This window comes from Chloroflexus sp., from assembly GCF_034432675.1.
In the GTDB taxonomy this organism is placed as follows: domain Bacteria; phylum Chloroflexota; class Chloroflexia; order Chloroflexales; family Chloroflexaceae; genus Chloroflexus.
The window spans coordinates 57,423-81,378 of the sequence record NZ_DAOUBI010000001.1; the positions used below are offsets into that span (position 1 = coordinate 57,423).

General features: G+C 55.6%; 20 protein-coding genes. 11 read left to right on the top strand and 9 right to left on the bottom strand.

What is annotated here, in order from left to right:
• Positions 1–71 precede the first annotated feature (71 nt).
• From VAE55_RS00205 to nifJ, 5 genes are all read right to left on the bottom strand, one after another.
• Positions 72–1,496 carry an aspartate aminotransferase family protein gene (locus VAE55_RS00205; RefSeq protein ID WP_322813818.1) on the bottom strand — a complete coding sequence of 475 codons (1,425 nt, stop codon included), beginning with the start codon at positions 1,494–1,496 and terminating at the stop codon, positions 72–74.
• Entirely contained in the window at positions 1,493–2,830 is a 1,338-nt protein-coding gene (locus tag VAE55_RS00210) for an MFS transporter (protein WP_322813819.1), read from the bottom strand. The genes VAE55_RS00205 and VAE55_RS00210 overlap by 4 nt, the downstream gene beginning before the upstream one ends.
• A 27-nt stretch (positions 2,831–2,857) precedes the next feature.
• Positions 2,858–3,532, bottom strand: a complete 675-nt coding sequence (locus VAE55_RS00215) for a TetR/AcrR family transcriptional regulator (protein WP_322813820.1) — start codon at positions 3,530–3,532, stop codon at positions 2,858–2,860.
• A gap of 310 nt (positions 3,533–3,842) precedes the next feature.
• Positions 3,843–4,907, bottom strand: a complete 1,065-nt coding sequence (locus VAE55_RS00220; RefSeq protein ID WP_322813821.1) for a dihydroorotate dehydrogenase-like protein — start codon at positions 4,905–4,907, stop codon at positions 3,843–3,845.
• Positions 4,904–8,482, bottom strand: a complete 3,579-nt coding sequence (nifJ, locus tag VAE55_RS00225) for a pyruvate:ferredoxin (flavodoxin) oxidoreductase (protein ID WP_416181150.1) — start codon at positions 8,480–8,482, stop codon at positions 4,904–4,906. Before nifJ ends, VAE55_RS00220 begins: the two co-directional genes overlap by 4 nt.
• Before the next feature lie 240 nt (positions 8,483–8,722).
• Between nifJ and VAE55_RS00230 the strand changes: the two genes are divergently transcribed.
• The 11 genes from VAE55_RS00230 to VAE55_RS00280 all read left to right on the top strand — a co-directional run bounded on the left by VAE55_RS00230 (position 8,723) and on the right by VAE55_RS00280 (position 19,285).
• Positions 8,723–9,280 carry a DUF2064 domain-containing protein gene (locus tag VAE55_RS00230; RefSeq protein ID WP_322813823.1) on the top strand — a complete coding sequence of 186 codons (558 nt, stop codon included), beginning with the start codon at positions 8,723–8,725 and terminating at the stop codon, positions 9,278–9,280.
• A 490-nt stretch (positions 9,281–9,770) separates the two neighbouring features.
• On the top strand, positions 9,771–10,889 hold the full coding sequence (gene hrcA, locus VAE55_RS00235) for a heat-inducible transcriptional repressor HrcA (RefSeq protein ID WP_322813824.1): 1,119 nt from the start codon (positions 9,771–9,773) through the stop codon (positions 10,887–10,889).
• A gap of 30 nt (positions 10,890–10,919) precedes the next feature.
• Positions 10,920–11,519, top strand: a complete 600-nt coding sequence (gene grpE, locus VAE55_RS00240; protein WP_322813825.1) for a nucleotide exchange factor GrpE — start codon at positions 10,920–10,922, stop codon at positions 11,517–11,519.
• Between the two features lie 39 nt (positions 11,520–11,558).
• Positions 11,559–13,406, top strand: coding sequence for a molecular chaperone DnaK (gene dnaK / locus VAE55_RS00245; protein WP_322813826.1), 1,848 nt, complete (start codon positions 11,559–11,561; stop codon positions 13,404–13,406).
• 63 nt (positions 13,407–13,469) lie between these two features.
• Positions 13,470–14,591 (top strand): molecular chaperone DnaJ, encoded by a 1,122-nt coding sequence (gene dnaJ / locus VAE55_RS00250; protein WP_012257939.1) that lies wholly within the window; start codon positions 13,470–13,472, stop codon positions 14,589–14,591.
• Positions 14,592–14,640: 49 nt separating this feature from the next.
• Positions 14,641–15,399, top strand: coding sequence for a 23S rRNA (guanosine(2251)-2'-O)-methyltransferase RlmB (gene rlmB, locus VAE55_RS00255; protein WP_322813827.1), 759 nt, complete (start codon positions 14,641–14,643; stop codon positions 15,397–15,399).
• A gap of 372 nt (positions 15,400–15,771) precedes the next feature.
• On the top strand, positions 15,772–15,924 hold the full coding sequence (locus tag VAE55_RS00260) for a hypothetical protein (RefSeq protein ID WP_322813828.1): 153 nt from the start codon (positions 15,772–15,774) through the stop codon (positions 15,922–15,924).
• 12 nt (positions 15,925–15,936) lie between these two features.
• A complete protein-coding gene (locus VAE55_RS00265) occupies positions 15,937–16,587 on the top strand; it encodes an N-acetyltransferase (RefSeq protein WP_322813829.1) in 651 nt (216 codons plus the stop codon).
• 274 nt (positions 16,588–16,861) lie between these two features.
• Positions 16,862–18,127, top strand: coding sequence for a Glu/Leu/Phe/Val dehydrogenase (locus VAE55_RS00270; RefSeq protein WP_322813830.1), 1,266 nt, complete (start codon positions 16,862–16,864; stop codon positions 18,125–18,127).
• Between the two features lie 73 nt (positions 18,128–18,200).
• The gene (locus tag VAE55_RS00275; protein WP_322813831.1) at positions 18,201–18,569 is read left to right on the top strand and encodes a response regulator; all 369 of its coding nucleotides are present in this window, start codon (positions 18,201–18,203) and stop codon (positions 18,567–18,569) included.
• Positions 18,570–18,595: 26 nt separating this feature from the next.
• Entirely contained in the window at positions 18,596–19,285 is a 690-nt protein-coding gene (locus tag VAE55_RS00280) for an HAD family hydrolase (protein WP_322813832.1), read from the top strand.
• Positions 19,286–19,361: 76 nt separating this feature from the next.
• On the opposite strand, the gene VAE55_RS00285 is transcribed toward VAE55_RS00280, so the two are convergent.
• The 4 genes from VAE55_RS00285 to VAE55_RS00300 all read right to left on the bottom strand — a co-directional run bounded on the left by VAE55_RS00285 (position 19,362) and on the right by VAE55_RS00300 (position 23,694).
• Entirely contained in the window at positions 19,362–19,616 is a 255-nt protein-coding gene (locus tag VAE55_RS00285; protein ID WP_322813833.1) for a hypothetical protein, read from the bottom strand.
• Positions 19,617–19,697: 81 nt separating this feature from the next.
• Entirely contained in the window at positions 19,698–20,651 is a 954-nt protein-coding gene (gene trxB, locus VAE55_RS00290; protein WP_322813834.1) for a thioredoxin-disulfide reductase, read from the bottom strand.
• A gap of 112 nt (positions 20,652–20,763) precedes the next feature.
• On the bottom strand, positions 20,764–21,972 hold the full coding sequence (locus tag VAE55_RS00295; RefSeq protein WP_322813835.1) for a DUF58 domain-containing protein: 1,209 nt from the start codon (positions 21,970–21,972) through the stop codon (positions 20,764–20,766).
• A 150-nt stretch (positions 21,973–22,122) separates the two neighbouring features.
• A complete protein-coding gene (locus VAE55_RS00300; RefSeq protein ID WP_416181148.1) occupies positions 22,123–23,694 on the bottom strand; it encodes an ATP-binding protein in 1,572 nt (523 codons plus the stop codon).
• Positions 23,695–23,956 lie beyond the last annotated feature (262 nt).

Genomic DNA, 23,956 nt, shown 5'->3' on the forward strand with positions numbered 1-23,956 from the left:
CGCATCACAAGCAAGGCTGCCAAGCCATCAGTGGCAACCAACAACCAGACATCGGATGAACGGAACTATCACTAAAACAGCGAATTGAAGACATCAATCACCAGCTCATTGGCAATCGCATCGGGCAGAGCATCGAGCACTTCGTTAATCAGAGTCATATCGGTCGGTAACCGGCCTTCAGCCAGGCCGATAGCCTGCCAGAGCTGTTGTACAGCGGACGGAGAATGATCAATGGTCAGCGCACGAACGGCCATCTCAACCAGATTGCGGTCAACCGGCGGCCAGTGGCGCACCTCGGCGACGCAGGCCGCAAGATCGGCGAGCAGTGCATCAACGTAGCCGGCTACCCCATACGAAACCGAGAAATGGATGTTACGTGGCGAGTGTGGAGCCGACAATTGCGGCTGAACATACCATCCACACCGACGCATCGCATCGGCCAGTTGAAAGACATTGATGGTTGGCGACGCCACCGCAACCATACTCATCACCGGTTGACCCAGCACCTGAAGATCGGGAATTGCCGCAATCCCGGCAATCAGGCGGTCGGTGGCGTCCTGGACAGCCGCCACGATCTGACGATAGCCGACGGCACCGAGGTAACGCAAAAGTGCCCAGGCCGCCGCCAGCGGCCCCGCCGAACGAGAACTGAGCACCGTTGGGTTGATGACCGTATAGGCTGTGGTATCGGTCGAAGCAAACAACTGATAGCGGCGCAACGCACGATGGCGGTAGAGAATGACCGATGCCCCTTTGGCGGCGTAGCCATACTTATGCAAATCAACCGAAAGCGATGTCACCCCCGGCACACTCAGATCGAAGGGCGGAATCTCACGCCCCAACTGACGTAGAAACGGCAGGTACATCCCACCAACACAGGCATCAACGTGGCAAAGCAGGCCGTATTCCTGGGCAAGTGCTGCGATGTCGGCCACCGGATCGAGCGCACCCTGGGCATACGAAGGCGCTGACGCCACCAGCATAATGGTACGCTCGTTAATCGCGGCCCGCATCGCCGCTACATCAGCCGCGAAGGTTAGCGGGTCAAAATCAACCACGACCGGCTTGACGCCCAGATAGTGCGCCGCTTTGTGAAAAGCAGCGTGGGCCGTACGCGAGAGCACCATTTCGGGTTGCTTAATCTCAGGCCGTTGGTGGCGCGCCCAGTCACGAGCCGTCTTGACTGCGAGCAGAATGCTCTCAGTCCCACCCGCTGTCACATTCCCGCACGTCTCTTCATCACCACCGAGTAGATCGGCAACCATCCGCACCACTTCCTGTTCGAGGTGAGCGGTGCTGGGAAAGGTGGTGGGATCAAGGCAATTCTCGGTCAGATAATGGAGATACGCCTGTTGCATGAGATCGGTTGCCGCTGTGTCTGGTTGATAGACATACGCCCACACCCGACCGTGTTGCCAATCGAGATCGGCCATTTTAAAGCGCTGTAGTGCGCTCAGAATTTCGGTTGGAGGCATTCCTGTAGCAGGAAAACTCACGACACAACCCTTTCCGGCGCCAATACAGCTTTCGGCGCTCGCTCCAACGGATACTTCCACATACAAAAGACGATGATCAAGGCGGCGATAATTGTCGTGCCACCGATCAGAAAACGAATGCCCCAAATGGCGCCAGGAGTTTGCAGATCACTCCCGGCGACATAGCCGGCTAGCGACAGCACACTCGCAAAGAGCACCCCTTGCGCTGAGAAGGCCAGTTTGGTAATCCCACCATTCATCCCGAAGAAGATACCTTCCCGGCGCACACCATGGCGAGCCGCGTCGTCATCGATTACCTCGGAGATCAGTGGAAACGGCATCAACATCGAACCGGCAAGCCCTGGCACCACCAGCAGTGTGCCTATCAGGCCGGAGACAAAATCGGTTGCCAGCATCATCATCACAAAACCGGGAATAAAGCAGAGACTGGTAATCATCCAGGTGCGCCGCGGCCCGATCCGGGTGACCAGTGGTCGCCAGGCCAGCAGCATCGGAATGGTGAGCAAAATCGGTAATCCCAGCAAGATCGCTTCTGCATCGCCACCGCTCAGCCGGATACCGGCCACTTCGATAGGCCCCTGAATGCCCAGCGCATATTTACGCCAGAATGGGAGCATAGCAGCCAGTGCCAGCCAGACATACTCTTTGGCGATGTTCGCGCCGATAAACCAGCGAAACGGTCGACTGGCGAGCGTAATCCGCAACGCAGTGAGCAGATGCACCTGCTGACCGTCATGCTGCACCGGAGCTTCACGCACCCCAATCATTGCGATCAGGTAGCCCACCCCTACCAGCGTTCCCATGATTGCTCCCATCCAGATGTAGCCCACCGTCTCGGCCAGAATCGGCGCCAGAATAAACGACAGCAGAAGGGCAATGGTCGCCAGCACCTCACGGGTTGCCGACAGATTGATCCGTTCACGTAGATTGGGGGCCACTTCAGGAAAGAGCGCGTTGTAGGCAATAATGGTCAGACTGTAGAGGGTATCGAAGATGAACAGAATGATGAGAAAGTAGGCGGCTAACAACCAGGGCGACTGTCCCGGCGGTGTCCAGAGAAAAAAGAACGAGAGGCCGAGCGGCACTGCGCCAAAGACCACATACGGTACACGCCGCCCCATTGGTGTGCGCGTGCGGTCGGATAACTGCCCCATCAAGGGGTCATTAATCGCATTCCACAAACCGTAGGTTGTCCAGATAATACCGGCAGTAGCGGCACTTAGCCCTAACACATCCACATAGTAGAACTGAATCCGATTACCGAAGACCTGGTAGGCGATCGTGTTGGCAAAATTGCCCATCGAATACGTGATGTAGCGCAGCAGCCGACTCATACCTCGCTCCTTCCTGGATCACCGCCTTTATATGCTATTGCCGGGTTCTGATGGATCGGGAAAGCCCAGCAACCTGGCCGTGTAAAGGTGCAAAAACTGTTTAAAGGCGGCCACCCGCTCCGGGTCGGCAGGATCAAGTCGCAGACCGGTCGGATCGAGTGGCCCACCGGCAAAGTAGCCGTAGAGTATCCAGGTAAAGCTATGGAGGATGAGGCGCAGATCAGGCGTTGGCGCAATAGAGCCGGCAGCCTGCGCACGCTGCAAGAGATCAAGCACCAGCGTATAAAGCGGCGCCGAGACTTCAGCTTCCAGCGCACCCGGCGAATCATCCTGTTCGAGCCAGCGCCGCAGCCAGAGGCGCGGCATTTCGGGATGGGTCAGCGTAAGATCAACCAGCGCGTCAATCAGATCATTGAGACGCTGTTGGAGTGCTACCGGATCAGAGATGAGCGCTGGTGGAATGTCACCAATATGGGCGGTTATCACTTCCTGTTCGCGTTCGGCCAACCGTCGAAAAACGATCCGGTAGAGATCAAGCTTGCTACCGACATGGTAGTGAATGGTTGCGATATTCAACCCTACGGCTGCGGCCAGCGCACGCATCGACATGCCGTAATAGCCATAACTGGCGAAGAGTGCCGCGGCGGCAGCGAGAATACGCTCAGCACTCCCACCGGCTTCAGTCTGACTTTCATGCATCATTGCATCGCTCCTATACTGCTGGGCCGCTGTGAACAGGCTGCAATCTGCGGTGATAACCTGAGCCAGGATGATGGTAATTGAGCGATTCACCGCCTCATTCGTGCGCTGTTGTGAGACGCTTCATTGCGTGAATGTATTTAATCAATCGCTTGATGGAACGAAGTATAGACATACGACGGGTGGTTGTCAAGAGGTGGGGTGATGATGGTAGAGTATCTTATCCGTTCAAGATCATCGCTCATCAACACACCGACGGTCTGGGTGTCCAGACCGTCGATGGCAAGCAAGGCCGCAATACGCGCGTCACAGACTATGTCTCGTCAATAAATGGATAGAGCATCCGACCGGTCAGATCGGTATGGCTCCCCAACGCATACGATGGTCGGTAATCTTCCAGCACCCGAATGTAGTTTGCCCGCTCAAACGCTGCCGGCTCAGCCACTGCCCGCTGGCTCATACTTCCACGGAGTTGCGAAATCGACTCATACTCGTGTTCGGTGAGCCATAATTCCATATCGTGCAGAACACTGCGCAAGACATCGGGCGCTCGCCCACGCAGCAGGGCTGAAGCCATCATGGCTACGCTGGCACCTGCCATCAAACCCTTCAGCGCATCAATGGCACTATGCACACCACTGCTAATCGCGAACTCCACTGGAATCCGCCCGTAGAGCAGGGCAATCCAGCGTAGTGGCAGACGTAATTCGGCTGACGTGCTCAGTTGCAGGTTCGGGCGCACTGTCAGTTGTTCGAGGTCGAAATCGGGCTGGTAAAAGCGGTTAAACAGCACCAGCGCATTCGCACCGGCTTCCACCAATCGCCAGGCGAAATTGGGCAAGGCAGTGAAATAGGGGCCAATCTTGACCGCCAGGGGAATGGTGATCTCGGCCCGCACGGCGCGCACCAGTTCCACATACGTATCTTCGAGTTCGCTGCTGGTGATGTTGGTATCCACCGGTATGAAATAGATATTTAATTCGAGCGCATCAGCTCCTGCTTCCTGGATCAGACGGGCATAACGCACCCAGCCACCTGCCGACACACCGTTGAGGCTACCAATCACCGGAATACTCAATGCGCGTTTCAACGCAGCCACCTGTTCGAGATAGCGTTCTGGGCCAACGCTGTACACACCGTGTTCGGGCAGATAGCTGAGCGCTTCGGCGAAACTCTCGGCGCCGTGGCTGAGCATCCGATCAAGTTCGAGGCTGTTTTGAATGATCTGTTCCTCGAAGAGCGAATACATCACGATTGCGCCCAGGCCGGCCTCTTCAAGCTGGCGGGCCAGCTCAACGTTCCGGCTAATCGGAGATGCCGCAGCGACCAGCGGTGTGCGCAGTGGCATCCCCAGATAGGTCGTACTCAGATCAATCATCGCAGCCCCTCCTTGGTTTCAGCCAGCAGCTCATTCGCCATCCACTGTAAATGGGCCCATTTCAGGGCTACCTGCCGCCGCAAACTGGCGAGTAACTGTTCGTAGCGTGCCGGATTGGCCTGTTGTAGCATCTGGAAGCGTCCTTCGCCACGCAGGTAGACTTCAGGATCGATAGTTGGTGCCTTCGAGTCAATCGTCAGCGGTGAGCCTTCGTGAATGGTTGGGTTGTAACGGTAGAGCGGCCAGATGCCCGACTCGACTGCCAGGCGCTGTTGTTCAAGCCCACGGCGTAGATCGTAGCCGTGCGCAATGCAGTGGCTGTAGGCAATAATGAGCGACACACCGGGATAGGCTTCAGCCTCCTGGAAGGCGCGCAGGGTCTGGACATCGTCGGCTCCAAACGCGACGCGGGCTACATAGACATCACCGTAAGTCATCGCAATCTGGGCTAGGTCTTTCTTCACGCCACCCTTACCACCGGCAGCGAACTTGGCAACCGCACCGGTTGGCGTTGACTTGCTGGCCTGTCCACCGGTGTTGGAATAGACTTCCGTATCCAACACCAGAATGTTCACATCGCGCCCCGAAGCGAAGACGTGGTCGAGACCACCAAAGCCAATATCGTAGGCCCAACCATCACCACCCACAATCCAGATACTGCGTCGGATCAGCACATCGGCCAGTGCCAGCAGATCACGTATCTGTGGTACTTCTGGCGGATTATCCTGCAACAGTTCGGTTAGGCGCTGCTTGAGGATGGCTACCCGTTCGCGCTGTTCACGAATACCGGTTTCTGTGCGCTGGTCAGCATTAAGCAAGTCTTCAATAAATTCGGCACCGAGCAATGGCCGCAACCGCTGAAGTAGCATCTGCGCGTGCGCAAGTTGCTGGTCGACACTCAACCGCATCCCAAGCCCAAACTCACCGTTATCCTCGAAGAGCGAGTTACACCAGGCCGGCCCCCGTCCCTCGGCGTTGGTTGTCCATGGGGTGGTTGGCAAGTTCCCGCCGTAGATCGACGAGCAGCCGGTCGCGTTTGCGATGATCGCCCGATCACCGAAGAGCTGGCTCAACAACTTGAGATAGGGTGTCTCGCCACAGCCGGCACATGCGCCGGAGAACTCCATCAGCGGCACCAACAACTGGGTGTGCTTCACGCTGCCCATCGAAATCTGAGTTCGGTCAACGTCAGGCAGCGAGAGGAAGAAGTCCCAATATGTTGTCTCGCGTGCGCGAATAGGGGCTTGTGGTTGGAGATTGATGGCCTTGCGACCGACAGCCCGCTTGTCTTTCACCGGGCAGGCTTCAACACAGAGGCCACAACCGGTACAATCTTCGGGTGCGACTTGCAGGGTATAACGCTGACCAGGAAACTCTTTGAAGCGGGCTGGTGCGCTCAGGAAGCCGTCAGGAGCACCGGCAAGTGCCTCTTCGGGGTACACCTTCGCCCGAATCGTCGCGTGCGGACAGACAAAGACGCATTTGTTGCATTGAATACAGATATTCGGATCCCAGACCGGTATTTCGAGGGCGATATTACGCTTCTCCCATTTAGTTGTCCCGGTGGGGAACGAACCATCAATTGGAATTGCACTGACCGGCAACTCATCACCGCGACCGGCAATCATCGCGCCCAGGACATCCCGTACAAATGCGGGGGCGTTGGCCGGTACCGGAGGCCGCATCGCCAGACCGTTATCTTCAGTCGGCGGTGGAATGGGCACTTCGTAGAGACGATCAAGGGTGCGATCCACGGCTGCCCAGTTCTGCCGTACCACTGTATCGCCGCGCCGACCGTATGTCTTCTTAATAGCCTGTTTGATCGCTGCAATTGCCTCATCGCGCGGTAGCACACCGCTAATGGCGAAGAAACAGGTCTGCATCACGGTATTGATGCGTCCGCGCATGCCGACTTCATTGGCGACAGCGGTTGCGTCAATCACATAGAAACGTAGCTTCAGATCACGAATCTTGCGCTGCACTACCGACGGTAACTGATGCCAGACCTGATCCGGGCCGTAGGGGCTATTCAGCAAGAACACTCCCTCGGGCGCTGCATACTGCAACACATCAAACCGTTCAAGAAAGCTAAACTGATGGCAGGCGACGAATTGCGCCTGACCCTTGCCGATCAGGTAGGGCGTTGCTAACGGTGATGGACCGAAGCGCAGGTGCGAAATGGTTACCGACCCCGATTTCTTCGAGTCATAAACGAAATAGCCCTGCGCGTAACGTTCGGTATCGCCTTCGCTACTGTCACCGATGATCTTGATACTATTCTTGTTTGCGCCGACGGTACCATCAGAACCCAGCCCCCAGAACACACAACGGACGGTGCCCGGCGGATCGATGCAGAGGTCTGGATCATATTCAAGGCTACTGTTGCTCACATCGTCGATGATACCGACGGTAAAGTGCTCCTTCGGTTGAGGCTTGCTCAGCTCGGCAAAGACTGCTGCCACCATCCCTGGCGTGAACTCCTTCGACGACAGACCATAGCGGCCACCGATGATCGTGATCGGCTGCCCACGCAGAGCGGCAACAACATCGAGGAAGAGCGGCTCACCGGCAGCTCCCGGTTCTTTGGTGCGGTCAAGCACGGCAATCGCTCTCACCGTTGGCGGCAGTACGGCACGGAATGCGGCCTCTGCAAACGGACGGAAGAGCCGAACCTGTACCACCCCAACCTTCTCCCCCTGTTGATTGAGATAAAAGGCAGTCTCACGAGCTGTCTCACCAGCCGAACCCATCACTACAATCACTCGCTCGGCATCAGGCGCACCGCAATAGTCGAAGAGGTGATACTGCCGACCGGTGATACTGGCGAAGCGATCCATCTGCGCTTGCACGACGGCAGGGAAGGCGTCAAGGATTGGCTGGATACGCTCGCGGGCTTGAAACGCCACATCGGGATTCTGCGCGGTACCGCGAATGACCGGATGTTCTGGCGACAGCGCATGCGCACGCTGATCATGTACCCACTCATCTTTAATCATTGCCCGGATTTCGTCATCCGCAAGCGCAATGATTGTATTCACCTCGTGCGAGGTCCGAAATCCGTCGAAGAAGTGGATCACCGGCAACTTCCCGGCCAGCGAACTGGCGTGGGCAATCAGGGCCAGATCGTGTGCCTCTTGCACCGAAGCCGAAGCCAGCATGCCTACCCCGGTCGCCCGCGCTGCCATTACATCGGAATGATCGCCAAAGATTGACAACCCCTGCGTCGCGATAGCCCGGGCAGCCACATGGAAGACACCGGGGGTCATCTCGGCCGCCATCTTGAACAGGTTCGGGATCATTAACAACAAGCCCTGCGATGCCGTAAATGTTGTCGTCAACGCACCGGTCTGCATCGCACCGTGCAATGCACCGGCAGCCCCACCCTCTGATTGCATCTCGTAGATGGTTGGCACTACACCCCATAGATTCGGTTTACCGGTGGCGGCAAAGGCATCGGCCTGTTCACCCATCGGGGTCGAAGGAGTTATCGGATAAATCGCTATAACTTCACTCAGTTGATAGGCAACGTTTGCAACTGCTTCATTGCCGTCGAGGGTAATCCGTCGCGATCCCATCATTGCCTCCTTGCCTGTATGCAGGAATCGTTTCGCCTGCCTGGTACCAGTATAGACATAGCAAAGGAAGACTACCGATAAAACTCAGGCAACCGGCAGTGATGATTACTTCATTCTGTAACCATTCGGCACAAAAATTTCATCTATTTTTTAACTTCAGCTCCACTTTTCTGTTCCACGAAATGCTACGACCGTTTATAATAGGCGTGATTTCGCATACAAACACTACCGGAGAAGCGCATGCAGCGCACAACCCTGATCCTCGACCGATCATCTGCTCTGCGGGAAACCTTTGGCATTGAAGCCAGTTGGTGGTCTAACGCCTTCGTTACCGATCTTCAGGCACTGGTTCTGCAGGTAACCGGCATTCCTGCCCATATCACCACGACCATTCAGATCGCTGCTGAAGCAATTGACGAACCGTTGTTGATACTGAGCGGCGACACTCCTCACCTTCCCGAAACCCGAATCCGCGATGCGTATACATTGCTGGATAACAGGGCAGACCTGGTGATCGGCCTGTGTGATCGTGGAGGCTGGTATGCGCTGGGAGTACGCCAATCAACGGCGATAGGCAGGATTCCCGTAACTTTAGAAGAGATTCGCCCTTGGTTGAACGGTCTGCAACGACGTGGCCTGTACATTGCGCGTCTCCCACTCTGGTTTCGGATTACCTATCCCTCCGATCTGGCAACCCTGGCTGTCGCACTTCGTACCATGCCGGGCAATTATGCCCCGGCGACCCGCCATCTTCTGGGTGACAATGAGAATGCCCTGGAACGAGAGTGGGGAGCGTAGTTGGTCTGGAATGGCAGTGCTCATTACCCTATCCTAGAATACGACTTCAAACCGTGCATCACCGACCTGTCATACGGTAACCACTACCATTCAGGATGCGTATGGCGGTAGCAGGCGTACCACCGCTTGCCGGTGATCCACAGGGATCACCTCCACGCAGACAGTCCACACCACGATGAGAGAATACTCCGTCTGCACTTAGATCGAGCATGTCGCCAATTTGGAGTACGGAAGCCTGGCTTCCGCACCGGCCATGCCGATCACCCCCAGCCGAAGGAATGCGCTAGCCCACCGAACACTGACGGTGCGAGAGGCCACAACGGTATTAAGCATCGTCATAACCATGTCCCTCTACCCCGTGACAAATAGCAAAACTTGTGATATACTCTCTAACGGCGTGCATCAGATGCACGCCAACCTTTTACGTTAAAAGACTTAGCACTCTAACCTCACGAGTGCTAATCAGCGACCAGCGAGGCAGGATACAGCGATGAGCGAACCTCTGACCGAACGCCGGCAGATAATACTCAAGCTGGTCATTCAAGAGTTTGTTGATACGGCAACGCCAGTTGCCTCCGAGACACTGGTGCGGAAGTATCACCTTCCCGTCTCTTCGGCGACTGTGCGTAATGATATGGCTGCGCTCGAAGAATTGGGGTTTCTCACCCATCCGCATACGTCGGGCGGACGGATTCCGACCGATGCCGGCTATCGCTTTTTTGTCGAGAATTTAATGGAGCGCACCACTCTGTCTCCCGCCGAACAACGCATGATCCGCCACCAGTTCTATCAAGTGCGAGGGGAACTCGATCAGTGGGTACAACTGGCCTGTGCTGTGCTGGCCCGCACGGCGCACAATGCCTCGGTAGCCACTGCGCCCCGTGCCGAGCAGCTCCGCTTTAAGAGCCTGGAGCTAATCGCAATCCACGAGACAATGGCGCTGGTGGTGATTGTCTTTCACGGGGGATTTGTGAAACAACAGACGCTGCCTATCGAGCCAGGGCGGACTCCCGAAGACCTGCGTCGCGCTGCCGGGCTGGTGAGCGATTTATTGGCCGACGCTACGCTCAGCCAGGCCGAGGAGCTGGCCGTCATCGCAACCTTTAATGGGGTGCCACTGAGCGAGTTTGAACGCTCACTCGTTGACCTGGTGGTACGGGCAATGAGTGTGTTTGAAGAGCAGGCGCAGGAACAGATTTATTCCGATGGCATCCTGGAAATGCTGGGTCAACCGGAATTTTTGCCTGCCAGTGGCCGTGACGATGCCGAGCGAGCCATTGAACGACTGCGCCGCACGCTGGAGATTTTGAAGAGTGGTCGTGGCCTGAGTTCACTGATCCCCCAAGCGCTCGCCTCTGGTGGCGTTCAGGTGATCATCGGTGGTGAACATAGCGAAGATACAATGCGTGATTATAGTGTAATCCTGGCCCGCTATGGCGTTGAAGGCGCATTGGTAGGTGTGCTTGGTGTGATTGGGCCAACCCGTATGGCTTACCCACGCTCAATCTCAACCGTGCGTTATATCGCGTCGCTAATGACTAATTTGCTGGCCGATCTGTACCATGTTAGTACCCGTCCCTCTGATATAGAACCTGCCGCTGAACCGTAGGCGGTGTATAGTAGATAATGAGAGGAACCTATGCCAGACACTGAGGAAGTGAAACCTGAAACAACAACCGAAGCTGCTGCACCTCAGTCAGCAGACAAAGCTGTAGCTGAGACTCCTGATACGACGGTAGAGGCTACTACGCCTGAAGCCACCGATCCGGCAGCCGTCATTGCCGATCTGCAAAACCGTCTGGCGCAGGCCGAAGCCCAGGCCGCCGAGTACAAGGATCAGTGGATGCGTGCGGTCGCCGATTACCGCAATTTCAAGCGCCGCACCGAAACTGAACGTGCCGAGCTGGTGCGGAATGCTGGCGCAGCTCTGATCTTAAAGCTGCTGCCGGTGCTCGATGATTTCGAGCGCGCTATTGCCAATATTCCACCCGACATTGCTGAAACACCGTGGTGGCAGGGCACGCAACTCATTGCCCAGAAATTGCGTACTATCCTCGAAAGTGAGGGGGTTAAGCCGATTGAGGCATTGGGGCAAGAGTTTAATCCTAACCTCCACGAAGCGGTTATTTATGAAGATGCTGAGGGTCAGGAAGGTAAGGTCATCGCCGAATTGCAGCGTGGTTATCTGCTGCACGACCGCGTGATCCGTCCGAGTATGGTCAAGGTAGGTCGCGGATAAAGTCGCCAAAAGTCTGTTTAAGGTAAAGGGTAGTTTCCAATGCCAAAAGTGATTGGGATTGATCTGGGGACAACGAATTCGGTGGTTGCAGTTGTTGAAGGGGGTGATGTCGTTGTCATCCCCAACGCTGAAGGTTCGCGCCTGACCCCCTCCGTTGTTGCGATTACAAAATCTGGCGAGCGGGTTGTCGGTCAGGTTGCGCGTCGACAGGCCGTCACCAATCCTGAGAATACGATCTTTTCGGTGAAGCGGTTTATTGGCCGGAAATTTAACGAGCCTTCGGTGCAACGCGACCAAGAGCTGGTGCCGTATCAACTCACTGCGGCTCCCAATGGCGATGTCCGCGTTTTGATGGCCGGTCGTGAGTATGCCCCACCAGAGATTTCGGCAATGGTGTTGCAGAAGCTTAAAGCCGATGCTGAGGCATACCTCGGCGAGCCGGTAACCCAGGCGGTGATTACTGTCCCGGCTTACTTTAATGATAGTCAGCGCCAGGCTACGAAAGATGCCGGAAAGATTGCCGGTCTCGAGGTTCTGCGCATTGTGAACGAACCAACCGCCAGCGCACTTGCCTATGGCCTGGATAAGAAGGGCCAGGATGAGCTGGTAGTCGTCTACGATATGGGTGGTGGCACCTTCGACGTCAGCATTCTCGAACTGAGCGAAGGGGTGGTAGAGGTAAAGGCAACCAGCGGCGATACCCACCTCGGTGGCGACGATTTTGATCAGCGGATTATTGATTGGCTGGCCGATGAGTTTCAGAAAGAACACGGGATCGATTTGCGCAGCGACCGGTTAGCCCTTCAGCGCCTGAAAGAGGCGGCTGAAAAGGCCAAGATGGAGCTTAGCTCGCTGATGCAGACCGAGATCAGTCTGCCATTCATCACGGCAGATTCCAGTGGCCCGAAACATCTGAGCGCTACGCTGACCCGCTCGCGCCTCGAACAGCTCTGCGCCGATTTGATCGAACGCAGCATGGGACCGGTTCGCCAGGCGCTGCGTGACGCCGGTTTGCAACCCAGCCAGATCGACGAGATCATTCTGGTTGGTGGTCAGACCCGGATGCCAGCAATTCAGGCCGCTGTTCGCAATTTTTTTGGCAAGGAACCGAACCGTAGCGTGAACCCTGATGAGGTGGTGGCCATTGGTGCCGCTATCCAGGCCGGTGTCCTCGGCGGTGAAGTCAAAGATGTACTCCTGCTTGATGTGACGCCACTGACTCTCGGTATCGAAACACTTGGCGGTGTGATGACGCCACTCATCGAGCGGAACACGACCATCCCAACCCGTAAGAGCCAGGTCTTTTCAACCGCCAGCGATAACCAGACCAGTGTTGAGATTCACGTCTTACAGGGTGAACGGGCCGAAGCGCGCTATAACAAGAGCCTCGGTCGCTTTGAGTTGTCAGGTATCCCGCCGGCTCCTCGCGGTGTTCCTCAAATTGAAGTAACGTTCGATATTGACGCCAACGGGATTGTGAGCGTTAATGCGCGTGATAAGGCAACCGGTAAGGAACAGCGAATAACCATTACCGCCTCTTCCGGTCTCTCGAAAGAAGAGATCGAGCAGATGGTGCGCGATGCCGAACTGCACGCAGAAGAGGATCGCCGACGCCGTGAGCTGATTGCAGCACGAAACCAGGCCGATAGCATTCTGTACACTGCCGAAAAGTCGTTACGCGAAGCCGGTGATACCCTCGACCCGGCCTTGCGGAGCACTGTTGAAGAGAAGATGATGGCCCTGCGCAGTGTGGTCGCCGATGACGACGAACAGATGATCCGCAATCGGATCGCTGAACTGGCCGTCGCTTTGCAACAAATCACAACTACAGCAACGTCGAATAATGCTGCCGGCACCGTTGAAGGTGAATATCAGGTTGAAGAGTAGAGTCGTCGGCAAGGTGAGATACGCCGTACAGCCTGAAGGCAGCATACACAGCGAGGAATAGCTATGACAGCGGGTGCCAAACGCGATTACTATGAAGTACTCGGGGTGAGTCGCAGTGCGACGCCTGACGAAATCAAGAAGGCGTTTCGCCGTCTGGCCCGTCAGTATCACCCCGATGTCAATAAATCGCCCGACGCTGAGGCAAAATTCAAGGAGATCAACGAAGCCTACGAAGTGCTCTCCGACGAACAGAAGCGGGCGATGTATGATCGCTTCGGTCACAATCCACCCGGCTTTGGTGGTGTCGGCGCCGATCCGTTTGGCGGAGTTGATCCCTTTAGCTCGATCTTCGATGCCTTCTTCGGGGGTGCCGGTGTAGGGCGCAGCACGCGCGGGCCATTGCGCGGTGCCGATCTGCGCTACACGCTGCGGCTCACCTTTGAAGAGGCTGTATTCGGTACCGAAAAGGAGATCGAGTTTCGCCGGCTCGAAACCTGCCCGGCGTGTCAAGGCTCTGGTGCTGAACCGGGCACGGAACCAACCCGCTGTCCCCGCTGTGGCGGTACCGGTGAGATCCGCCAGCGTGCACCCATCTTCAACATGGTTACTGTTACAACCTGTGACACCTGTGGCGGTACCGGTTATGTCATTCCCATTCCATGCCGTGAGTGCCGCGGTGAAGGCCGGGTGCGCCAAACCCGCAAGATCACGGTGCGTGTGCCGGCCGGCGTTGATGGCTCACAACAAATTCGGATTAGCGGTGAGGGTGAGGCCGGTCCCCGCGGTGGGCCACCCGGCAACCTGTATGTCGCCCTCGATATTCAGCCTCACCCTATTTTCGAGCGTGACGGCAACGATATTATCCTCAATCTGACCGTGAATGTCGCTCAGGCAGCACTCGGTGGTGAGGTGAGCGTGCCAACGCTCGAGGGGAGCGAGCGCTTACGACTCCCACCCGGAACGCAACATGGGCAAACGTTTCGCCTACGCGGTAAAGGTGTACCGTACCTCCGCCAGCAAGGGCGCGGTGATCAGATTGTGGTGATCCGGGTAGACATCCCCACCAAATTGACCGAACAGCAGCGACGTCTGTTCCAAGAATTAGCCCAAACCTTTACCTCCCCCGGTGATGATCATCACGATGAAGGGTTTTTCGGGCGCATCAAAGATGCCTTTGGTCTGTAGACCCTTACCGGTGTGATAAATACCGGTACATAGCTTGAGAGAGTAGATTATGGCAACCGAGTTGCTATACGGGCGCAACGCGGTACGCGAGTCTCTTCGCGCCCGCCGTCGTATATTCCATCGTTTGTATGTCTCGCAAAGTGTGCAGGAAAGCGGTATTATCGCTGAAATCATCAATCTGGCCCAACAGGCTGGGGTGCCGGTTGAACGTATTGAACGCCAGACACTCGACCGCCGTCTGCGTGATGCCAATCATCAAGGAGTCATGCTAGAGGCTGGGCCGTACCCTTACGTTGAACTCGACACCTGTCTCAATGCCGCTGCCGAACGCCGAGCGGCAGCATTACTCTTGTTGCTCGACCATCTGCAAGATCCGCAGAATATCGGTACCCTGCTCCGTACTGCTGAAGCAGTAGGATGCCACGGCGTGGTCATTCCCGGTCGGCGTGCCGCCGAGATCACACCGGCAGTCGTTAACGCCAGCAGTGGCGCCGTAGAGCACCTGCGCGTCGCTATGGTGACAAACCTCAATCAGACCATCGAAGAGTTGCAACACGCCGGCATTTGGGTGGTCGGTCTCGAACAAGATGAACAGGCCCAGGATATTGATGCCGTTGACCTCGATCTCCCGCTGGCCCTGGTCATCGGCGCGGAAGGCACCGGTATCGCCCGCCTGGTACGGGAACGGTGCGACTTTTTAGTCCGCTTGCCGATTGTCGGTCAGGTTGGATCACTCAATGCGGCTATTGCCGGCAGCATCGCCATCTATCACGCCTGGCGACAACGCCATCGTCCGGTTACTGATTAGATTAGATGGTGATCACTACAGCGTAGTACCGACTTCAGCCTGTGCCACGTATGCGGCAAAACCAGCGCACGGATGGCAAGAGAGGAATCCACGCCGTCCATGCGTTAGCCGGTACAGAATAAGCCTCTTATGTCGAGCAACAATGGCGCCTAACCATCCGACGCACCAATAACCAATCACAACGAGATTTGCGGGTCAGTACAATACCATGTGTACCTGCAATGAAGCCTGACCGGTGGGGGAAGCTAGGCTTCTGGACTCAACACAACCCAACCCGTGCATCGCAACATCACTCCATTGGCGCTCTGCATTCTGGCTTGAAGCCCTGCCATGTCTGCGCTAGAATATATAAGGAAAAGTAAAGGAGGAGATATGCGTTGGCTCGTAATAGCTGCCCTCGGCGCAGCAGTGGGATATATCGTACTCTTGCAGCGTAAACTAGCAGCCGCTGAGCGACGGGGAGACATGTATCGCGATATTGCACAGCGGCTTGAACTTCAGCTTGCTGGCTTAAAAGCATCTTGATCTTGTGTGCGCATGTACGCCACGATCCTACCACAAGCCGGCACCTCGGCCAGTGATATTACGATTCGTCCGGCACGCCTGAGCGATATTGATGCAATTGTTGCCCTGCACCGAGAAGCATTTGCTGATACTTTTGGCGCAGCATTCGGTCCCCAAGGGAGCGAACGCGGTGCGCATGCTCTGGCTACCGGTTGGCGCCGGCAAGGGCCGGCTGCCTTGCGTGGGATGTTCGTGGCCGAGTATGCCGATCAAATTATCGGCACCATTAGCCTGCGCACCCGCGACATGGTAGCCGGTAGCGGAGGTTTCGCTGAGTCGGCATTCTTCGAGATATTGGGATGGTGGGGTGCACTCCGCTCACTCTTCGCACTTTCACTACTCGACCACCAGATCGGCTATGGCGAAGGGTTTATCGCCGATGTCGCCGTGACACCCGCCTGGCGACGACGCGGCGTGGCTCGCACATTGTTGCAATACGTCGAAGACGAGGCACGCGCACGCTCACTGACCTACCTCGGCCTTTACGTCCGCGAAACGAATCAAGCCGCTCGCACCTTGTACGAGCGGCTTGGATTTCAGGCAATGCATATTCGCCATTCACTCTTCGGACGACTATTCTTCGGGCAGAGTGGATGGCTGTATATGCGTAAAGAACTCTCGTAATACCGGTGCGTACAGGTAGCTACCGGGCGTCTAGCGACGAACTTAAAAGACACCCTGGATCAGACCGGCTTTCATTAGAAATATTATATCTGGTATAATCAGGAACGCTTGCCTATGGTGAGCGGTAAGTTTTCGCACGTCTTGAATAACAGACTCGCGAATGGCCGTGGCACGTGTGAGCCGGTAGTAACCCTTACCGTCGCCAGGACGATAGAGTCATAAACCATATGAAGCACAGGTCACAACGTATTGCATCAATGAAGAGGAAAAGACAATGACGTCTCACCAGATTAATCCGTTCCACGTTGCTCAACGACAGTTCGATCAGGCCGCCGAGATGCTGAATCTGCCCGCTGATATTCGCGCTATTCTGCGCGTGCCCCAGCGAGAGCTGACGGTCAACTTCCCGGTGCAGATGGACGATGGTACCACTCAAGTCTTCACCGGTTATCGGGTACAACATAACCTGAGCCGTGGCCCGGTAAAGGGCGGTATCCGCTACCATCCCAGTGTTGACATCGATGAAGTGCGGGCGCTGGCAATGTGGATGACCTGGAAATGTGCGCTGGTCAATATTCCTTACGGTGGCGCGAAGGGCGGAGTGATCGTCGATCCCAAACAATTGTCAATCGGCGAACTGGAACGGCTGACCCGACGCTTTGCCACTGAAATCAGCATCCTGCTCGGCCCAGAAAAAGATATTCCTGCACCCGATGTTGGCACCAATGCCCAGGTAATGGCATGGATTATGGACACGATTTCGATGCACCGCGGCTATACCGTACCTGCTGTTATCACTGGCAAGCCAGTCAATGTTGGCGGTTCGTTAGGCCGGGTAGAGGCAACCGGGCGTGGTGTGATGCTGATGGTACGCGAAATGGCGCGTAAGCTCGACTGGCCGCTCGAAGGATTGCGCATCGTTGTGCAAGGGTTTGGCAACGTCGGTAGTACAGCGGCGTATCTGCTGCATCAACTCGGTTGTAAGATTATCGGAGTTGCTGATGCCTCTGGCGGTTACTACTGTGCCCACGGGCTTGACATTCCGGCAATGCGGACATACACCGACCGCCAGTCGTTCCATTTGCTTGAGGGGTACCAGGCGCCAGGGGTAGAACGTATCAGAGGGAGCGAATTGCTCGAATTGGAGTGTGATGTTCTGATCCCGGCGGCACTCGAAAACCAGATTACCGGTAGTAATGCCGAACGCATCCGCACAAAACTCATTGTGGAAGGGGCAAATGGGCCGACAACCCCCGACGCTGATGCTATTCTCGGTGAACGGGGGATCATCGTCGTACCCGATATTCTGGCCAATGCCGGTGGAGTGATTGTCTCCTATTTCGAGTGGGTACAGGGACTGCAAGAGTTTTTCTGGGACGAACAAGACATCAACGAGAAACTGGAACGCATTATTGTCGGTGCATTTGATCAGGTGTACGCAATGGCTACCCAACGCCAGATTCCGCTCCGTCTCGCCGCGTATCTCCTGGCGGTACAGCGGGTTGCCGATGCTAACACGACGCGAGGAGTTTATCCATAAAGGAACGTAGGTGGTGCAATGAGGAATCGATAGTGCCGGCATCTCCTCGTTGTACCACCATCAGGAGAGGATCATGCAGATCGTGCTCGTCGAAGATAATCCGCTGATGCAGCAGTTATTCGCTATCTTTTTGCGTGGGCACGGCTTCGAGGTAACGGTTGCCGCTACCGGTGCTGCCGCACTGGCGGCTCCGGTCTCGCTGCCGGCCCTTTTTATGATAGACCTGCGTCTGCCGGATTGTGACGGGTTTGAACTGCTGAAACAGTTGCGTACGCATCCAACACTGAGGCAATGCCCGGCTATTGCCTTGAGCGGTCTCGGCGAGGGTGATCGGCGCGCGGCCATGGCGGCAGGTTTTGATCGCTTCCTAACCAAACCAACCGACTTAGATGAGTTATTGCAAACGATCACCGAATTAATCGGAGATAATCCACCCCGCTGAATCCACGATCACCGATGAGAATGACGATGAGACGGTTACTGCTGTGGGATATCGACGGAACCCTGCTTTCGACGGATGGTATTGCCGCGAATGCCATGCGTACCGCATTGCGGCAACTGGTTGGCCCACATGTGCAGATCGAACGCACCTCATACGCCGGTAAAACCGACTGGCAAATTGTCCGCGAGAGTCTCCCTTCGGTGGACGAGGCCACCATTCAATCACGTTTGCAAGAGTTTATTGCCCTGTACACCGCCGAACTCACCGCCCAACGCGAAGCCTTGATTGCTCGCTCAACCGTGTTTGCCGGTGTGGTTGAAGCGTTACATGCTCTTTCGCCCCAGGCTTATCAGGCGCCACTAACCGGCAACGTCGCTGCGGCGGCCCGGATCAAGCTAGAGTGTACTGGCCTTCTTCGCTGGCTTGATGTCGAAGCCGGTGCTTATGGCGACGATCACTCCGACCGTCTGGCTCTCCCGCCGATTGCCGCAGGGCGGGCACGTGAGCGGTATCGCTATGCATTCACGCCGACGGATGTGGTGATTATCGGCGATACGCCACGCGATGTTGCCTGTGGCCGGTCATTCGGTGCGCGGACAGTGGCTGTCGCCACCGGCCCGTTCAGCATGGCAGAACTGGCCGAATACAACCCGGATGTACTCCTACCCGATCTACGCGACACGGTTGCCGTTGTAGAGGCGGTATTGGGGAATTAAGGGCAACATAAAGACCAGGGGAAGGCTGCCAATAACCAAATCCGCCTTCCCCCCTGTGCGAGCCAGCGGTCAAATCTTATAATGCGCGTGGCCCGCCATGCAATTCTTCAACCAGATGCGCTCGCGCTTCAACTACACTCATCTGCGTTGAAGCATAGAGCGATGCCGCGCGCATAATCGCTTTGGCCTGATCGGCGGGCATCGCGCACACCTGATCGAGGGTCAACCCTTGACTGCGTAGATATTCCAGAATGTAGGCCTGCTCGAGGCGCTCGTAACCTTCCCGTGCGCCAGCATCAACCAGCTCATCGTTGTTGGGTGTCGCTGTCATAGGCACCTCCTTTGGTGTTGTTGTATCCTTAATTATAGCGACACCCTGCCCCCCCTGTGAAGAGATAAATTCACAACCAAATCAAGCAACCGATACTGTTGCCTTTGCACGTGCGTGCTCTTGCTCGGCCAGATACCAGGTCGCTTCCATAGCAGCCCGGCAGCCATCACCGGCAGCCGTAACGGCCTGTCGATAGATGTGATCGGCTACATCGCCCGCAGCAAAAATACCGGGAATGTTGGTACGGGTACGACCATCGGTCACGATATACCCACCCTCGTCTAGATCGAGGATGCCGCGGAACAAGTCAGTATTGGGCACATGTCCGATATACGGAAACACCCCATCAGTCGGTAATTCACTCACCTCACCTGTTTGCACATTACGCAAGGTAACAGACTCAACCTTATCTTTACCATTGATCGCAACCACAACTGAATTCCAGATAAAACGCACTTTTGGATTGCTAAATGCACGTTCCTGTAAAATTGGATCAGCGCGCAGGGTATCACGACGATGGACAATCACTAATTCATCCACATATCGGGTCAAGAATAGCCCTTCATCAAGCGCACTGTTTCCGCCACCCACAACGACGACCTTCTTGCCCCGGAAGAAAAAGCCATCGCAGGTGGCACAATAGCTGACACCGCGATTGGCCAGTTCTTCTTCACCCAGTACACCAAGTTTCCGCGGCGAGGCTCCCGTACTGACAATAATCGCATCGGCAGTAACCGTCTGCCCGCTATCGGTATGAATGGTAAAGGGGCGCTGAGCAACCTCTACCTTCGTCACCAACGTGTCGAGGAATTGGGTACCAAAGCGGGCCGCCTGTTTTTCCATCGCCTCGGCCAGCTCGAAACCACCAATCCCATCAACAAAACCGGGATAATTCTCAACTTCACTAGTCGTGGCAATTAAACCACCTGGTTGCAGGCCACGAATGACCAGCGGTTGAAGATTCGCCCGCGCAGCGTAGAGCGCCGCGGTAAGACCAGCCGGACCAGAACCAATAATAACGACTTTGTGATGCATATCAATCTCTCCTTACAACAGCATCATAGAAACAACACACTCAACGACGCTTTCGTCGTCGCCAGCAAGAAGGAGTATAGCACGGACGAATCGTACTTGTCTGTAATCTAGATTACCCCCCTGGGGTATATGACACAGAAATCGCTTCTGGTTCACCGATTCGCCGTGGTGTCCAATGGGTCTGAACACCGGGTATCGCTGATGGTGGCCGATCACCACAGAAGAGCCAAACTACCCGGAAACCGAGTTCTCGTAGACGCAACAATGCTGCACGTATCGGATCGGAGGCAACTGCACCGATTAACACGATGGTGGCCCCAGGGTGAAGTTCCGGTGTAATCAGGCGTAGCAGACGGGCACCGGGTAAGACTGAGTAAGCCGTCAAACGCGCCAGGGTCTCCATAATCTGGGCGAGCTGGTGAGGACTGCGACCCGGCGGCAACCGTACCAGATGCTCATCTTCCACCGGTGCGCCGTTTACGTACAGCCCAACCGCATGACCGGCATCGATACTGTGTTGAGTCAGTGTTGCCGTGACACTGATTAGATGCTCGACCAGATCGGGATCGATACCCTGAAAGTAGAACTCAAATGTATCGAGATCGAGCACCAGGGTCAAAACATGGGAAGTAGTCGGTTCGTACACACGAGTTTGTAACGTCCCGGTACGTGCAGTCGCCGCCCAATGCACATCTTTCAGCGGGTCTGAAGGCGTGTAATCACGCACGCCAACCACCCGTAGGGGATCGCGGAGCAGGACAGATGCCCGCATCAAACCCAGCGGATCGCGCGCAGGCAGGCCAAGCGCGGCCAGACTGAAAAGCCGGGGGTACACCAACAGAGAAGCATCGGCGGCAAACGTCGTATCAGTGCGAAAAAGGCCAAAAGGATCGCCACTTTGGGCCTGAGCCGGTCCAAACCGAAACGTCCCCCGTCGGTCACAGCGCAGCCGATAACGCCAGATCACCCGCTCATACCAGCGCAGGCCAGTGCTGCGTCGAATCAGACTACTCTGTCGACTCCCACTGAAGATCACCGGTGCATCAATGACCGTCACACCACTGGGGATAGCATCGAAGATGTGAAGCTGAGCCAGCGGTAAAAGTTTACGGTTGGTTACGGTAATCGTGAGTATCACCTCATCCCCAGGAAACGCCCGCAGATGGCTCAATGCGCGCCGATATTCCAGACGCTGCAAAGCCCACCGCTGCCAGAGACGAGCAACACCCATACTTACCAGCACCGTTGCCACTAGCAAGGCCAGCGCCGACTGACGAAAAATCAGAGCCAATACCAGCAGGATCAGGAGTGAGGGCATCATACACACATACACTCGATGCAACATGACGATCCAGGAACCATCGGCAGCCGATGACAACCAGTGTTATCGTCAGTTCAACATACATACATCAGTCTCAGCTTTACGTGATGAACCCAACGCACAATCGCAAACCGACACCCGAACAGATCTCTATTCGCCGGGTAATTGCCGTCGACTGAGGGGGATGGTAAAGAAAAATCGCGACCCACGACCAACCTGACTCTCCACCCAAATCCGACCGCCATGCGCCTCAACAATCGCACGGGTAATAAATAATCCCAGCCCACTACCGGGTTGATCGCGTCGTAGCCGCGTATCAACCCGATAAAAGCGCTCAAAGATCAGGTCTTGCTCTTCAGGGGGAATACCGATACCCTGATCAGAGACGTAGACCATGGCCATATCGCCCTCTGCACGGGCGCCGATGCGAATAACCCCCCCGTTCGGACTATACTTCACAGCATTCTCGATCAGATTGGTCAACACCTGCCGCATCCGTTCATAATCGGCGTAGACCGGGGGCAGATCATCAGGCACACGGATTTCAAATTCAATCTGTTCACCCACCTGTGCCGCAAAACGGCGCACAACATCTGACACCAGCAGATGGAGCGCCACATCACTCCGTTCGAGCCGCAGACCACCGGCAGCGATGCGTGACACATCGAGCAAATCTTGGATCTGACGGGCCAGACGGTCGGCCTCTTCACTGATTACCTGCAATGCTTCACGATACTGCTCAACGGTAAATTGCCCATCAGGGCGTAGCATCGTCTCGGCAAACCCCTTGATGATACTCACCGGTGTGCGTAACTCGTGGGAAATAACCGAAATAAAGGTATTCTGGCGCTCTTCTTCCACCTTTTGCACCGTAATATCGCGGACATTAGCAATCGCACTCAGAAGCTGACCATGACTACCGCGTTGAGGAGCATAACGGTTCTGAATAAACAGCTCGCGGCCATCGCGCGTGGTAATCCAGCCTTCAACCACCGGATTGGCGAGGTCGGGCTGGCGCTGCAACGGACACTCGTTCAGACAGATATTGACCCCGTGCGCATTACGAATACCCAGCACCTCAGCACAGGGCCGACCAATCGCCTCTTCGCGCGACCAGCCGGTCAGTTGTTCCATCGTATGGTTAAACGTCGTAATGCGCCAGCGCCCATCAATAATCATCACCCCATCAGCCGACTGCTCAATCAGAGCATTCAAATGTTGTTTCTCGCGCAACACACTCTGAAACAGACGGGCATTACCAACGGCAATTGCCGCCTGATCGGCAAAATCCTGCAAAATCTGACGGTCGTCGGCAGAAAAGGCCACATTGAGAGCGGCGCGAAAGACATAAATCACTCCGAGCGGCGTATCCCGCACCGTCAACGGCAACGCAATCATCTGGCGGAGAGGAATGCCGGCATCAAGCGAAACATCACGGAGCACCTGCGGGCCATAGCGACCGAGATCGGCAATCGGGATGCGGAGCAACGGAGCAAAGGCCGGCCAGAGTTCACGGGGCAACTGAGCCGAAGCGCGAATACGCAGAACACCATCCTCTTCGTCAAACAACGCAATAAAACCCAGCGTGCCGGCGAGTAGCTCAACCGCATAGGTAATCACCAGATTCAGCACACTACCCAAATCAAGTTGCGCAGTGAGCGCCCGACTGATCTGGAGCAAATATTCACGCTGGCGGAGGCGAAGATCGGTCATTTTGTTCATTGTACCACAGAACCGGCAGAAGAACGACAACGGTTATACTCACATGTGTAAACATTTACACCATATTAAACCGATCTACAAAACCATTGTTAAACATTCTACGCCAATAAAGACCCTACCAGAATCCATGGCTAACGATTGATCTTCATCTCATGCGACCGACCACCAGATACATCACAGAAACACCGCTAAAACAGGTAGTTACTATTTACACAACGACTCGACAATATTAATAATACGTGGTATGATAATAAAAGATTAC

Coding starts and splice junctions, on each gene's coding strand:
- VAE55_RS00285 (WP_322813833.1), bottom strand. CDS start 19,616: ATGACAGCGACACCCAACAACGATGAGCTGGTTGATGCTGGCGCACGG.
- VAE55_RS00275 (WP_322813831.1), top strand. CDS start 18,201: ATGCAGATCGTGCTCGTCGAAGATAATCCGCTGATGCAGCAGTTATTC.
- VAE55_RS00265 (WP_322813829.1), top strand. CDS start 15,937: ATGTACGCCACGATCCTACCACAAGCCGGCACCTCGGCCAGTGATATT.
- hrcA (WP_322813824.1), top strand. CDS start 9,771: ATGAGCGAACCTCTGACCGAACGCCGGCAGATAATACTCAAGCTGGTC.
- VAE55_RS00260 (WP_322813828.1), top strand. CDS start 15,772: ATGCGTTGGCTCGTAATAGCTGCCCTCGGCGCAGCAGTGGGATATATC.
- rlmB (WP_322813827.1), top strand. CDS start 14,641: ATGGCAACCGAGTTGCTATACGGGCGCAACGCGGTACGCGAGTCTCTT.
- VAE55_RS00220 (WP_322813821.1), bottom strand. CDS start 4,907: ATGATTGATCTGAGTACGACCTATCTGGGGATGCCACTGCGCACACCG.
- trxB (WP_322813834.1), bottom strand. CDS start 20,651: ATGCATCACAAAGTCGTTATTATTGGTTCTGGTCCGGCTGGTCTTACC.
- VAE55_RS00230 (WP_322813823.1), top strand. CDS start 8,723: ATGCAGCGCACAACCCTGATCCTCGACCGATCATCTGCTCTGCGGGAA.
- grpE (WP_322813825.1), top strand. CDS start 10,920: ATGCCAGACACTGAGGAAGTGAAACCTGAAACAACAACCGAAGCTGCT.
- dnaK (WP_322813826.1), top strand. CDS start 11,559: ATGCCAAAAGTGATTGGGATTGATCTGGGGACAACGAATTCGGTGGTT.
- VAE55_RS00295 (WP_322813835.1), bottom strand. CDS start 21,972: ATGATGCCCTCACTCCTGATCCTGCTGGTATTGGCTCTGATTTTTCGT.
- VAE55_RS00210 (WP_322813819.1), bottom strand. CDS start 2,830: ATGAGTCGGCTGCTGCGCTACATCACGTATTCGATGGGCAATTTTGCC.
- VAE55_RS00280 (WP_322813832.1), top strand. CDS start 18,596: ATGAGACGGTTACTGCTGTGGGATATCGACGGAACCCTGCTTTCGACG.
- VAE55_RS00270 (WP_322813830.1), top strand. CDS start 16,862: ATGACGTCTCACCAGATTAATCCGTTCCACGTTGCTCAACGACAGTTC.
- VAE55_RS00300 (WP_416181148.1), bottom strand. CDS start 23,694: ATGAACAAAATGACCGATCTTCGCCTCCGCCAGCGTGAATATTTGCTC.
- nifJ (WP_416181150.1), bottom strand. CDS start 8,482: ATGGGATCGCGACGGATTACCCTCGACGGCAATGAAGCAGTTGCAAAC.
- dnaJ (WP_012257939.1), top strand. CDS start 13,470: ATGACAGCGGGTGCCAAACGCGATTACTATGAAGTACTCGGGGTGAGT.
- VAE55_RS00215 (WP_322813820.1), bottom strand. CDS start 3,532: ATGATGCATGAAAGTCAGACTGAAGCCGGTGGGAGTGCTGAGCGTATT.